Source organism: Bradyrhizobium guangxiense (assembly GCF_004114915.1).
Classification (GTDB): domain Bacteria; phylum Pseudomonadota; class Alphaproteobacteria; order Rhizobiales; family Xanthobacteraceae; genus Bradyrhizobium; species Bradyrhizobium guangxiense.
Genome location: NZ_CP022219.1, coordinates 6,109,102 through 6,121,870 on the forward strand (window position 1 = coordinate 6,109,102; position 12,769 = coordinate 6,121,870).

At 64.6% G+C, this 12,769-nt stretch carries 12 protein-coding genes; 7 read left to right on the forward strand and 5 right to left on the reverse strand.

Annotated elements, in window-relative coordinates:
* The first annotated feature begins 195 nt into the window (after nt 1-195).
* From X268_RS29270 to X268_RS29295, 6 genes are all read left to right on the forward strand, one after another.
* Nucleotides 196-1,248, forward strand: coding sequence for an ABC transporter substrate-binding protein (locus tag X268_RS29270; protein WP_128928154.1), 1,053 nt, complete (start codon nt 196-198; stop codon nt 1,246-1,248).
* Nucleotides 1,249-1,333: 85 nt separating this feature from the next.
* Nucleotides 1,334-3,142, forward strand: a complete 1,809-nt coding sequence (locus tag X268_RS29275) for a glucan ABC transporter ATP-binding protein/ permease (protein WP_128928155.1) — start codon at nt 1,334-1,336, stop codon at nt 3,140-3,142.
* Between the two features lie 188 nt (nt 3,143-3,330).
* A complete protein-coding gene (locus tag X268_RS29280; RefSeq protein WP_128928156.1) occupies nt 3,331-4,818 on the forward strand; it encodes a D-alanyl-D-alanine carboxypeptidase family protein in 1,488 nt (495 codons plus the stop codon).
* A 188-nt stretch (nt 4,819-5,006) separates the two neighbouring features.
* Nucleotides 5,007-6,692: a long-chain fatty acid--CoA ligase gene (locus X268_RS29285; protein ID WP_128928157.1), complete on the forward strand. Its 1,686-nt coding sequence runs from the start codon at nt 5,007-5,009 to the stop codon at nt 6,690-6,692.
* A gap of 15 nt (nt 6,693-6,707) precedes the next feature.
* Complete coding sequence (locus X268_RS29290) at nt 6,708-7,262, forward strand: DUF924 family protein (protein WP_128928158.1); 555 nt, start codon at nt 6,708-6,710, stop codon at nt 7,260-7,262.
* A 120-nt stretch (nt 7,263-7,382) separates the two neighbouring features.
* A complete protein-coding gene (locus X268_RS29295) occupies nt 7,383-7,868 on the forward strand; it encodes a peroxiredoxin (RefSeq protein ID WP_128928159.1) in 486 nt (161 codons plus the stop codon).
* A 116-nt stretch (nt 7,869-7,984) separates the two neighbouring features.
* Here X268_RS29295 and rnhA read toward each other — a convergent pair whose 3' ends face one another.
* From rnhA to ispH, 3 genes are read right to left on the reverse strand one after another with little or no spacing between them, the layout of a single operon-like run.
* Nucleotides 7,985-8,449, reverse strand: coding sequence for a ribonuclease HI (gene rnhA / locus X268_RS29305; RefSeq protein ID WP_128928160.1), 465 nt, complete (start codon nt 8,447-8,449; stop codon nt 7,985-7,987).
* A complete protein-coding gene (locus X268_RS29310) occupies nt 8,446-9,429 on the reverse strand; it encodes a homoserine kinase (protein ID WP_128928161.1) in 984 nt (327 codons plus the stop codon). Before X268_RS29310 ends, rnhA begins: the two co-directional genes overlap by 4 nt.
* 6 nt (nt 9,430-9,435) lie before the next feature.
* The gene (gene ispH / locus X268_RS29315; protein WP_128928162.1) at nt 9,436-10,404 is read right to left on the reverse strand and encodes a 4-hydroxy-3-methylbut-2-enyl diphosphate reductase; all 969 of its coding nucleotides are present in this window, start codon (nt 10,402-10,404) and stop codon (nt 9,436-9,438) included.
* 265 nt (nt 10,405-10,669) lie between these two features.
* Between ispH and X268_RS29320 the strand changes: the two genes are divergently transcribed.
* Nucleotides 10,670-11,365, forward strand: coding sequence for a DUF1013 domain-containing protein (locus tag X268_RS29320; RefSeq protein WP_164937984.1), 696 nt, complete (start codon nt 10,670-10,672; stop codon nt 11,363-11,365).
* 103 nt (nt 11,366-11,468) lie between these two features.
* Here X268_RS29320 and X268_RS29325 read toward each other — a convergent pair whose 3' ends face one another.
* Nucleotides 11,469-12,197 (reverse strand): OmpW/AlkL family protein, encoded by a 729-nt coding sequence (locus X268_RS29325; protein ID WP_128928164.1) that lies wholly within the window; start codon nt 12,195-12,197, stop codon nt 11,469-11,471.
* A gap of 226 nt (nt 12,198-12,423) precedes the next feature.
* Nucleotides 12,424-12,690 carry a hypothetical protein gene (locus X268_RS29330; protein WP_128928165.1) on the reverse strand — a complete coding sequence of 89 codons (267 nt, stop codon included), beginning with the start codon at nt 12,688-12,690 and terminating at the stop codon, nt 12,424-12,426.
* Between the last annotated feature and the right edge of the window lie 79 nt (nt 12,691-12,769).

The window sequence follows — 12,769 nt, forward strand, 5'->3', positions numbered from 1 at the left end:
CCTGCGGACAGGCTCATGCCTTTCAAACCCGCATAGCCTAAGTTGGGTTCCCCAACCCCAACACAAGCTGAACGGGGTTGCGTAATCGTGACGCAACCGCCGCTCATCCGCCGTTCATGTTGATGCGGACAGACTGCTCGCCAGCCGGCGCTGCAAGCGTCACAAAGCCATAACAATGCGGGACCGGCGCAACTGATGTCGGAATTCAAGACCATCGCGCTTCGTTGCCTGCTGGCCCTCTCGATCTCGCTTTCAACACTCGTTGCACGCGATGTCAGCGCGGCCGAGACCGCCGCGCCGCCCTCCGTTGCGATCCACTTCACCTTCGACCGCCCGCTCGACGCGAGCATGGCGCCGTTCTTTCTTGCGGCGAAGGACGGCAGCTTCGGCGCCGAGCGTCTCAACGTGGCCTTCAGCAGCGCAACCGGATCGCCGGAGGTGCTCGCACGCGTCGCCAAGGGCGACAGCGAGCTTGCGCTCGTCGACATCAACGAGCTGATCCGGTTTCGCGACAAGGAGGACGCTGCGCCGGTCAAGGCGGTGTTCGTGCTGTTCAACCGTGCCCCTTACGCGATCGTCGCGCGCAGGAGCCGCGGCATCCAGGCATTGCCCGATCTCGACGGCAAGACCGTCGGCGTCGCCGACGGCGATCTGTCGATGCGGCTGTGGCCGGCGCTGGCGCAGCAGAACGGCATCAAGGCATCGAATGTCAAATTCCACAGGATCAGCCCCGCGGTGCGCGAGCCGATCCTGTCCGCGGGACAGGTCGATGCCGTCGCGGGCTTCAGCTATCTCTCGGCGGTGAACCTGCGCGATCGCGGCGTGCCCGATGCCGATCTCGTCGTGCTGCGTTATGCCGACTATGGCTGCGAAGCCTATGGCTTCGCCGTGGTGGCCAACGCCGCCTTCGCCGCGGCAAAGCCGGAGGCCGTGAAAGGCTTCGTCCGCGCCTTGATCGCCGGCATCGCGGCGACCGTCAAGGAGCCGGCGCGCGCGGCGGACGAGGTTGCGAGCCGCATCGACGGCGGCGACCGCGAGCTCGAGCTGGAACGTGTGCGTACCGTCCTCGCCGACAACATCCTCAGCGACGAGGTCAGGCGCAACGGTCTCGGCGGTATCGAGCCACTGCGCCTGGAGCGCTCGATCGGCCAGATCGCGCAGGACTTCAAATCCCGCAAGCGCCCTGCCGCAAGCGATATCTTCGACGACCGGTTCCTGCCGCCGGTCGCGGGGCGGCTGATCAACTGAGAAAAACTGACAGCTTCCGCTATATCTCGCGCGCGATCCCTGCTTAGAATGCGGGCTCCGTCATCCGCTCGAGTTCGTCGCCCGCATGTCCATCCTCCGTCTCTATACCCGCGTTCTCGAGCTGCTCGGCAAGGAGGCGCGGCTGGGCTGGCTGCTCGCGGTGGCCAATCTGCTGCTGGCGGGGGCGCAATTCGCCGAACCCGTGCTGTTCGGCCGGATCGTCGACGTGCTCTCCGGCAAGACGGTCGCCGGCTCCAGCTCGGCCTGGCCGTTCCTGGCGGCCTGGGTCGCGTTCGGGCTCTTCACCATCCTGTGCAGCGCGCTCGTGGCCCTGCAAGCCGACCGGCTCTCGCATCGCCAGCGCCAGGCGGTGCTGACCAGCTATTTCGAGCACATCCTGCAACTGCCGCTGACCTTTCACTCCGGCACCCATTCGGGCCGCCTGATGAAGGTGATGCTCAACGGTACCGACGCCTTGTGGCGACTGTGGCTCGGCTTCTTCCGCGAGCATTTCGCCGCGATCCTCTCGGTCGCGGTGCTGCTGCCGCTGTCGCTCTATCTGAACTGGCGGCTCGCGATCCTCTTGTTCGTGCTCTGCATCGTCTTCACTGCGCTGACGACCTTCGTGGTGCGCAAGACCTTCGGTATGCAGATGGAAGTCGAGGAGCACTACAGCGAGCTTTCCGCCCGCGCCTCCGATGCGCTCGGCAACGTGGCGCTGGTGCAGAGCTTCGTCCGCGTCGAATCCGAGGTGAAGGGCCTGCGCTCGGTCGCCGACGAGCTGCTCGCCGCGCAGATGCCGGTGCTGTCGTGGTGGGCGCTCGTCACCGTCATCACCCGCGCCTCCACCACCATCACGGTGCTGGCGATCTTCACGCTCGGCATCGCCCTGCACGACCAGGGCCTCACCTCGGTCGGCGAGATCGTGATGTTCGTGAGCTTTGCCACGCTCTTGATCCAGAAGCTCGAGCAGGTCGTGAGCTTCATCAACAGCGTGTTCATGGAAGCGCCGCGCCTGCGCGAGTTCTTCAATGTGCTCGACGCCGTGCCCGCAGTACACGACCGGCCCGACGCGATCGACGCCGGCAGGCTGTCCGGCCTCGTCGAGTTCAACGACGTCACCTTCTCCTATGACGGCAAGCGGCCGGCGATCGAGGACCTCACCTTCACCGCGCTGCCCGGCCAGACCATCGCGCTGGTCGGTCCGACCGGCGCCGGCAAGTCGACCGCGATCGCGCTGCTGCACCGCGCCTTCGATCCGCAATCCGGCTTCATCAAGATCGACGGCATGGACGTGCGCGGCGTGACACTGACCTCGCTGCGGCGGAACATCGGCGTCGTGTTCCAGGAAGCGCTGCTGTTCAACCGTTCGATCGCGGAGAATTTGCGCGTTGGCAAGCCGGATGCGACCGAGTCCGAGATGCGCCAGGCGGCGGAGCGCGCACAGGCGCTCGAATTCATCGAGCGCAGCGGAGGCTTCGAGACCAATGCCGGCGAGCGCGGCCGCATGCTGTCCGGCGGCGAGCGGCAGCGCCTGTCGATCGCCCGCGCGCTGCTGAAGGCCCCGCCGATCCTGATCCTGGACGAGGCGACTTCCGCGCTCGACGCCGTCACCGAGGCCAAGGTGAACGCCGCTCTCGACGAAGTGATGAAGGGCCGCACCACTTTCGTGATCGCCCACCGCCTCTCCACCATCCGCAACGCCACGCGGATCCTGGTGTTCGAGAATGGGCGCGTGATCGAAAGCGGAACTTTCGATGAACTCGTGGCCAAAGGCGGCCATTTTGCCGAGCTTGCCCGGGCGCAGTTCATGGTCCATGAAACCGCTCAAGCAAGCACGCGGGCCAGCGTGACGGCGTCCGAGGCTGCCGCAACGGCGGCCAAGTCTCCCTAGGAAGTCCCTACAGCGCCGTCGAAATTCGGCCTATTTCATTGCGGAATACCGCGCCCAGCCCCCTATTCTCGACGCACCAGCCGGTATAGGTTTGCGACGCCGCAAGCGGCGGCGCTGGATTTCAGAACCGACAATCAGATCACGAGAGCCGCCGGAACCGGCGGGTCTCCAAGGACCGGAATCGGATAGTGCACGCCCTACGCCCGCTGCTTCGCAAGTCCCTGTTCAACCTGTTCGCCGCGAGCCTCGCATGTGCCGCGCTGCTCTCGCCGCGCGCGGCGAGCGCCGAAGCGCTGCTGCTAATCGAGGCCGACAGCGGCAAGGTGCTGCAGGCGGAAAACGCGACCATTCCCTGGTATCCGGCCTCCGTCACCAAGATCATGACCGCCTATGTGACGCTGAAGGCGGTCAAGGATGGCAGGCTGACCCTCGACACGCTGCTCACGGTCTCGCCGACGGCAGCCTCGCAATCGCCCTCGAAGATGGGGTTCCGTCCGGGGACGCAGCTTACCGTCGACAACGCGCTGAAGATGATGATGGTCAAGTCGGCGAACGACATGGCCGTGGTGCTTGCCGAAGGCGTCGGCGGTTCGATCGACGGCTTCTCCGCGATGATGAACGACACCGCGAAGAAGCTCGGCATGACGCAGACCAGCTACGTCAATCCGAACGGCCTGCCCGCCGACGGCCAGATCACGTCGGCGCGCGACCTCGGCATCCTGGCGCGCTCGTTCCTGCGCGACCTGCCGGAATACGAATATTTCGTGCACATCCCTGCGATCCGCTTCGGCAAACGCATCACCGGCAATTTCAACAAGCTGATCGGCCGTTATCCCGGCGCTGACGGTTTCAAGACCGGCTTCATCTGCGCCTCCGGCTACAATCTCGTCGCCTCGGCCACGCGCAACGGCCGCCGGCTGATCGCAGTGGTGCTGGGCGCCAGTTCCGGCACCGCGCGCGCGGTGAAGGCGGCGCAGCTGCTGGAGCGCGGCTTCGCTCCGGACAATCTCACCTGGCTGCGCCCCTCGCTCGGCACGGTCGACAATCTCGTGCCGGTCGACACCTCGCCGCCGAACCTGCGCGACGAGATGTGCGGCGGCCATCGCAAGCGGCCGGCCAGCGACGACGACGATGCGCTGATTGCTGCCAATGGCGGCACTTCAGGATCGGCCTCGGCCACCGGTGGCGAAGCCCAGATAACGTTCTTCCCCGCCGGCCTCCAGCCGCCGCTGATGAAGGCATCCGAGCTGATGGCCTCGGCGCCGGCGCCGACCGAGCCCGTGCTGGTCTATACCGGCCCGACCCGCACCGGCACCGCCCTGATCGCGGCGGTTGCGGCCGATGCCGACCAGCAGGCCGCATCCAAGCCACGTGGCAAGAAGCCGCGCGTGGCCAAGAAGCCCGATGCGACCGACAAGCCCAAAGACGCGGGCAAGGACGCCAGCAAGGACATCAAGACGGCGGCGGCGAAGCCAGCTGTCAAGCCGGCGGAGGCCAAGAGCGACGGCAAGAACGACGCTAAGACCGCGGCGCAACCTGCGGCGCCCAAGCATGCTGCCGCCAGGCACGACACGGCGGCAAAACCCGCCGAGAAGCCGGTGGCAGGCGGCGATCAGAAGCCCGCCAAGCCCAAATCCGCGACCAAGCCCGCCGCCAAGCCGGCCAACAACAGTTAGCGGCGGCCTCGCCGCGACGGCCGGCGCTTCGCACCCGCGGCAGCGCCGTTCGCGACGATTCCAGTAGCTACTCCCCGACCTTTGCCTTAAGCCTCGACGGCTTGCCACCCGTTCCGGCAGGCTCGATACTGGCGGCAATGAGGCAAGCCCGAGACACAACGGGCTCTGGTAGATGAGGGGAGTTTTCCATGGAGCGCATCTGGCTCAAGCAATATCCGCCTGGCGTGCCCGCCGATATCGAGCCGACCCAATACGCATCGCTGGTCGACCTCCTGGAGGAGAGCTTCACCAAGTTCGCCGACCGCAGGGCGTTCATCTGCATGGACAAGTCGATCAGCTACCGCGACCTCGACCAGATGTCGGTCGCGCTCGCCGCCTATTTGCAGGGCCGCGGGCTGCAGCGCGGCGCCCGCGTCGCCATCATGATGCCGAACGTGCTGCAATATCCGGTCGCGACCGCCGCGGTGCTGCGCGCCGGCTTTGCGGTGGTCAACGTCAATCCGCTCTACACGCCGCGCGAGCTCGAGCACCAGCTTAAGGATGCCGGCGCTGAAGCCATCATCGTGCTGGAGAATTTCGCCCACACCGTCGAGCAGGTGATCGCCAAGACGCAGGTGAAGCACGTCATCGTCGCCAGCATGGGCGACCTACTCGGCTTCAAGGGCGTGATCGTCAATCTCGTCGTCCGCCGCGTCAAGAAGATGGTACCGGCATGGTCGCTGCCGGGTTCGGTCTCCTTCAACGACGCACTGTCGGCCGGCCGCGGCATGACCTTCAACAAGCCGAAGCTTTCGCCGGGCGACGTTGCCTTCCTGCAATATACCGGCGGCACCACCGGCGTCTCGAAGGGCGCCACCCTGCTCCACCGCAACATCGTCGCCAACGTGTTGCAGAACGACGCCTGGCTGCAGCCCGCGATCGCCGCACCGCCGCATGTCGACCAGCTCATGATCGTCTGCGCGTTGCCGCTCTATCACATCTTCGCGCTGACGGCCTGCTACCTGCTCGCGGTGCGCGCCGGCGGCTGCAATCTGCTGATCCCCAACCCGCGCGACATTCCCGGCTTCATCAAGGAGCTGGCGAAATACCAGGTCAACAGCTTCCCGGCCGTGAACACGCTCTACAACGGCTTGATGCACCATCCCGATTTCAAGAAGCTCGACTTCTCCAAGCTGAAGATCTCCAACGGCGGCGGCATGGCGGTGCAGCGCCCCGTGGCCGAGCAGTGGAAGGCGGTCACCGGATGCTTCATCGCCGAGGGTTACGGCCTGTCGGAGACTTCGCCGACGCTGACCTGCAATCCGGCAACGGCGACCGAGTTCACGGGCACGATCGGCATCCCCGTGCCGTCGACCTACATCTCGATCCGTGACGACGAGGGCAACGAAGTCCCGCTCGGCCAGGCCGGCGAGATCTGCGCCAAGGGTCCGCAAGTGATGTCGGGCTACTGGAACAGGCCGGAGGAGACCGCCAAGGTGATGACCGCGGACGGCTATTTCCGCACCGGCGACATCGGCGTGATGGACGAGAAGGGCTACACCAAGATCGTCGACCGCAAGAAGGACATGATCCTGGTCTCCGGCTTCAACGTCTATCCGAACGAGGTCGAGGAAGTGATCGCGAGCCATCCGGGCGTGCTCGAATGCGCCGTGATCGGCATCCCCGATTCCAAGTCGGGCGAAGCGGTGAAGGCTTTCGTGGTGAAGAAGGATCAGAACCTCACCGCCGAGGCGGTGATCAAGTTCTGTCACGAGCAGCTCACCGGCTACAAGGTGCCCAAGCACATCGAATTCCGCAACGACCTGCCCAAGACCAATGTCGGCAAGATCCTGCGTCGGCAGCTGCGCGACGAGAAGAACGCGCAGGCCGCGTAAGCGCCTCTGCGGTTCATGAAAGCCGGCAGCGACATCGCGCCGTCAGACGTGCTCGCCTTCTGGCGCGAGGCCGGCAGCGAGCGCTGGTACGCGCGTGACGACGCCTTCGACGCGGAGGTGAGGCGCCGCTTTCTTCCACTCTGGCAGAAGGCGGCCGCCGGCGGACTGGCATCGTGGGAAGACACCGACGACGGCACGCTCGCGCTGGTGATCGTGCTCGACCAATTTCCCCGCAACATGTTCCGCGGCACCTCCCAGACCTTCGCCAGCGACGGCCTGGCGCGCGACGCTGCCCGCCGCGCCATCGACCGCGGAGTCGATGGCAGGGTCGACCCGCTCCTGCTCGAATTCCTCTATCTGCCTTTCATGCATTCGGAGCACCTGCCCGACCAGCTGCATTGCATCGCGCTGTTTCAGAACACCGAGAATGCCAAGAACCTGAAATACGCGAGGATGCACGCCGAGATCATCCAGCGGTTCGGCCGGTTTCCCCACCGCAACCAACTCCTCGGCCGCGACACCACCGCGGAAGAGCAGGATTTTCTCGACAATGGCGGCTTCGCCGGTTGATGACATGAGGGTGAAGGGCCCAGCGAGCGCTTCAAGCTCTCGCCGCTTCGCCCGCCGGCAATATTGTGCAGGCCCGCCGCACGGTCTAAAAGGCAGGATCGATTTTCAGGGAGAACGACGATGGCGATCCAGACTGGCGACAAGCTGCCCGAGGCGAAATTCCGCGTGATGACGGCGGAAGGCCCGCAGGTGAAGACCACCGACGACATCTTCAAGGGCAAGAAGGTGGCACTGTTCGCGGTGCCCGGCGCCTACCCCGGCCCCTGCCACAAGATGCATCTGCCGAGCATCTTCCTCAACGCCTATGCCATGAAGGACAAGGGCGTCGATACCATCGCCATCGTCTCCGTCAACGACGCCTTCGTCATGAACGCCTGGAAGCGCGATACTGACCAGCGCGACGAGGCGATCTTCCTCGCCGACGGCAATGCCGACTTCACCAAGGCGATTGGCATGGAGCTGGACGCCTCCGCCAACGGCCTCGGCATCCGCTCCAAGCGCTATTCGATGCTGGTCGAGGACGGCGTGGTCAAGAAGCTCAACCTCGAGGCAATGCCCGGCAAGGTCGAGGTCTCCGGCGGCGACACGCTGCTCGGGCAGCTGTAAGCTGAAGATATTCCGGGGTGGTGCGCAGCACCGAACTATGGTGCGCAATTGCGCACCTGAGAATCTCGAACTTCCGGGTTCGCTCGCTGACGCGAGCGCCCCGGAATGACATTCAATTACTCCGCCACCCGCTGCTGCAGCCTTGCCTTCACGATGCCGTCGCGCGCCAGCTGATCGGCGCGCTCGTTCTCGGGGTGACCGGCATGGCCCTTGACCCAGTGCCAGCGGACGTCGTGCTGCTTCAGCGCGGCGTCCAGGCGCTGCCATAGCTCGACATTCTTCACCGGCTTCTTGTCGGCAGTGCGCCAGCCGTTGCGCTTCCAGCCGAATATCCAGCCCGTGATGCCCTGCCGGACATACTGGCTATCGGTGTAGAGATCGACGATGCACGGCTTCTTCAGCGCTTCGAGCGCCGAGATCGCCGCCATCAGCTCCATCTGATTGTTGGTGGTGTGGCGCTCGCCGCCACTGAGCTCTTTTTCCTTGTCGCCGAACCTCAGGATCGCGCCCCAGCCGCCCGGCCCGGGATTTCCCGAGCAGGCGCCGTCGGTGTAGATCGTGACATTGGGACGCTCGCTCACGCCACCAGCCCCGATGGCATCAGCCCATAATCACGCACGCTCGTCACGCTCTGGTGGAAGCGCAGCTTACGGACATATTCGAGCGGATCCTTCGGCTTGACCAGCGCGCCCGGCGGCACATTGAGCCAGTCGACCAGCCGCGTCAGCAGGAAGCGGATCGCAGCGCCCCGCGCCAGCAGCGGCAGCGCGACCTCTTCGGCTTCGGAGAGCTTGCGCACCCGGCCATAGGCGTTGAGGAAGGCACGCGCCTTGGTGACGTTGAAGGAATGATCCGGCTCGAAGCACCAGGCGTTGAGGCAGATCGCGACGTCATAGGCCAGCATGTCGTTGCAGGCGAAGGTGAAGTCGATGATCCCGGAGAGCTGGTCGCCGAGGAAGAAGACGTTGTCGTTGAAGAGGTCGGCGTGGATCACGCCTTCCGGCAGATCGTCCGGCCAGATCCCGCTCGAGAGATGGTCGAGCTCGGCGGCGAGGAACGCGCGCAGGCCCGGCTGCACCTCGTCGGCACGGTGTGAGGCCGCATCGAACAGCGGCCGCCAGCCCGCGACCGACAGCGCATTGGCACGCTTGATCGCGAAATTTGCGCCGGCCAGATGCATCTTCGCCAGTGCCGCGCCGACGCCGGCGCAATGCGCCACGTTCGGCTTGCGCGGCCACATACCTTCGAGAAAGGTGATGATCGCCGCAGGGCGCCCCGACAGCTCGCGCAGCGCCTCGCCGTCTTTTCCCTTGACCGGCAGCGGGCAGTTGATGCCGTGCTCGGCCAGATGCGTCATCAGCGCGAGGAAGAACGGCAAATCGTTCTTCGCCACGCGCTTCTCGTAGAGCGTGAGGATGAACGACCCCTGGCTGGTATGCAGCAGGAAGTTGGTATTCTCAACGCCCTCGGCGATGCCCTTGTAGGAGAGCAGTTCGCCGAGATCGTATTGCTTCAGGAAATCCGCAAGCTCGTCGGCGGCGACGTCGGTGTAGACCGCCATAGAGGTCTACTCGGCGGCAGCTTCGGGACGCACCTGACGCGGCAGCGGGAAGAACTCGTTCTCTTCCGCGGCCGAGACCGTCTCCACATGCAGCGTGTAGCGCTCGGCGAAGGCGTCCATGATCTCCTCGACGATCACTTCCGGGGCCGAGGCACCGGCGGTAATGCCGAGGCTGGTGATGTTGCCGAACTTGCCCCAGTCGAGATCGGCGGCGCGCTGCGCCAGCACCGCGATCTTGCAGCCCTCGCGCTCGGCGACCTCGCGCAGGCGCTGCGAGTTCGAGGAGTTCGGCGCACCGACTACGATCAGCGCGTCCACCACCGGCGCCACCTTCTTCACCGCGAGCTGGCGGTTGGTGGTGGCGTAGCAGATGTCTTCCTTGTGCGGGCCGTTGATGTTGGGGAAGCGCTCCTTCAGGAGCGCCACGATTTCCGCCGTGTCATCGATCGAGAGCGTGGTCTGGGTCACGAAGGCGAGGTTGTTGGGGTCCTTCGGGGGGATCGTCTTGGCGTCCTCGGCGGTCTCGATCAGGGTCACGGCGCCGACGGGAAGCTGGCCGAGCGTGCCGACCACCTCGGGGTGATGGGAGTGGCCGATCAGGAAGATCTCGCGGCCACGCTTGAAGTGGATCGCGGCCTCGCGATGCACCTTGGTCACCAGCGGACAGGTCGCATCCAGCGAGAACAGGTTGCGGGACTGGGCGTCAGCCGGAACCGATTTCGGCACGCCATGGGCCGAGAACACCACCGGCGCCGAGGTATTTTCGGGGATCTCGGCGAGCTCTTCGACGAAAATGGCGCCCTTCTTCTTCAACCCGTCGACGACATACTTGTTGTGCACAATCTCATGGCGAACATAGACGGGGGCGCCGTACTTATCGAGCGCCCGTTCCACGGTGTCGATCGCCCGGACCACCCCGGCACAGAAGCCGCGAGGAGAACAAAGCACGATCTTGAGGTCTGGTTTGGCTGACATTGAGCGATCTCGTGACCGAATCACCCGTTTCGCCTTCTGGCGGGGGCGGTCGATGGATGGAATGGGGCTTAAAACGGTCGGCTTGAACTATACCGCGATTTCTAAGGGAATTGGGCCCCCTTTCGGGCGCTGTCAAGGCACTATCTATAGCAGAACCATTGCGTGGCTACCCCCTCCGGGCTTATATAGCGCGAATTCCCTGTCATCGCTGATGACCACCGGTTTCGCCTCCAGAGGGGCGGGCGAAGCACAAAGGAGATTTGCCATGAGCAACGCACCTCTGATGCCCAAGGCGACCGCCGTCTGGCTGCTCGACAACACCGCGCTGACCTTCGACCAGGTCGCCGATTTCACCAAGATGCACCCCCTCGAGGTGCGCGCGATCGCCGACGGCGATGCGGCCCAGGGCATCAAGGGCATGGATCCCCTCTCCAACGGCCAGCTCACCCGCGAGGAGATCGAGAAGGGCGAGAAGAATCCGGATTATCGGCTCCGCCTGCAGGAGAGCAAGGTGGTGCTGCCGCCGCAGCCCAAGCGCAAGGGCCCGCGCTACACCCCGGTTTCGCGCCGTCATGAGCGCCCGAGCGCCATCCTCTGGCTGCTGCGCAGCCACCCGGAGCTGAAGGACGCGCAGATCATGCGCCTGGTCGGCACCACCAAAAGCACCATTGCCAGCGTGCGCGATCGTACCCACTGGAACACGTCCCAGCTCACCCCGATCGATCCCGTCACCCTTGGCCTCTGCTCGCAGATCGAGCTCGATTTCGAGGTGCAGCGCGCGGCCAAGGAAAAGCCGATCGACGCAGCCTATGGCGGCGCCACGCTGCTGCCAGCCTCCGAGACCACCCGCAAGGACGAATACGAGCCCGCGGAGAAGTCGAGCGACGACCTCAACGTCGACGCCGTGTTCGCCAAGCTGAAAACGCTCGGCGGCAAGAAGCACGAAGACGAAGAAGAGTAAGGCTCCGCTCTCGTTTCGATCGAATGCAAAAAACGCGGCAGGGGAAACCTGCCGCGTTTTTGTTTTGTGAGCATCCGGCCGTCGAGACGGACGCCGCAAGACCTCAGAACTTGTACGTCACACCCGCGCCGACCAGCCACGGATCGATATGCGCGGTGCCGGTGACCGGAATCGCGCCGTTGACCATCGCCGAGTAATTTGGCTGCAGCCACAGCTTCTTCACGTCGACGTTGAGACCCCAATGCTTGTTGAGCATGTAGTCGAAACCGAACTGCACGGCACCGCCCCACTGGTTGCTGACGTGCAGGTTGGTGACGGCGAGCCCCGCGAACGGAATGTTGGATGCCGAGTTATTGAAGAACACCGTGTAGTTGACGCCGGCGCCGATATAGGGCTTGAACGCGCCGAAATTGGTGAAGTGATATTGCAGGGTCAGCGTCGGCGGCAGCAGCGTGGTCTTGCCGATATCAAGCCCCTGCAGCGTGCCCGATCCGGTGAGGTGATGCCGCGTGACGCCGAGGATCAACTCAGCCGCGATGTTCTGCGTGAAGAAATAAGAGATGTCGAGTTCGGGAACGACCTGGTTGCTGATGTGAAGGCCCGAATTCGGCGACGATAGCGCAGGCACACCCGCGACATTGACCGAGCTGCCACCGCCGTCCGGCAACACGCCAAGGACGCGCAGACGGATCATCCAAGGATTCCACGCCTCCGCTGCCGGCGGTGCCTTGGTATAGATTGGCAGATCCGCAGCTTGCGCCGATGCAAGCGCCCCACCGAACGCGGCGGCGAGCACCACCAGCCGTGCGGCATTCCGAATAGTCCTTCGCATTGAATTCCCCTTACAGCCATGCGCGCTCCGTTGCGCGATCACAGATGTCACAGCAGAAAGGGGGCGCTCTCGGATTTGACCTGCATCAAATCCGGACTGATGCGTCGCAATTCGGCCACGGCGTTGCATATCTGCAACGGTAAACGACACTGCGAGCGACTGGCGCGGTGATAGCCCCTGAGAACGGCGAGCCGCTTCGGTCTATTACCTGCACGTGCTCAGATGACTACGGCCGCTCGGGATGGTTCAGCATGTATTCGCCGAGATCGCGCTGGCGGCGGTCGGCGCGGGCGGTCGCGGCATTGCGCTGGACGTCGCGGTCCTTGCGGCAGGCCACGTATTCCGGTGAGCCCTGCGCATAGCCCCGGCTCTGGCAGACGGCATCGTCATCGTCGCCGCCGACCGCCACCGCATTCTGGTGGCGCGCGGAGCAGGCGGAAAGAACGATGGCGAGCAGGGAGATGGCCCCATACTGCGCGAGCTTGGCTGACATTGGTCGGTCCTGTCTCATTCGTCATTGCCGGGCTTGCCCCGGCAATCCATCGAAATCAAGGCAGTTGCTTGCCCATTGA

Coding starts and splice junctions, on each gene's coding strand:
- X268_RS29270 (WP_128928154.1), top strand. CDS start 196: ATGTCGGAATTCAAGACCATCGCGCTTCGTTGCCTGCTGGCCCTCTCG.
- X268_RS29275 (WP_128928155.1), top strand. CDS start 1,334: ATGTCCATCCTCCGTCTCTATACCCGCGTTCTCGAGCTGCTCGGCAAG.
- X268_RS29285 (WP_128928157.1), top strand. CDS start 5,007: ATGGAGCGCATCTGGCTCAAGCAATATCCGCCTGGCGTGCCCGCCGAT.
- X268_RS29290 (WP_128928158.1), top strand. CDS start 6,708: ATGAAAGCCGGCAGCGACATCGCGCCGTCAGACGTGCTCGCCTTCTGG.
- X268_RS29295 (WP_128928159.1), top strand. CDS start 7,383: ATGGCGATCCAGACTGGCGACAAGCTGCCCGAGGCGAAATTCCGCGTG.
- X268_RS29310 (WP_128928161.1), bottom strand. CDS start 9,429: ATGGCGGTCTACACCGACGTCGCCGCCGACGAGCTTGCGGATTTCCTG.
- ispH (WP_128928162.1), bottom strand. CDS start 10,404: ATGTCAGCCAAACCAGACCTCAAGATCGTGCTTTGTTCTCCTCGCGGC.
- X268_RS29320 (WP_164937984.1), top strand. CDS start 10,670: ATGAGCAACGCACCTCTGATGCCCAAGGCGACCGCCGTCTGGCTGCTC.
- X268_RS29325 (WP_128928164.1), bottom strand. CDS start 12,197: ATGCGAAGGACTATTCGGAATGCCGCACGGCTGGTGGTGCTCGCCGCC.
- X268_RS29330 (WP_128928165.1), bottom strand. CDS start 12,690: ATGTCAGCCAAGCTCGCGCAGTATGGGGCCATCTCCCTGCTCGCCATC.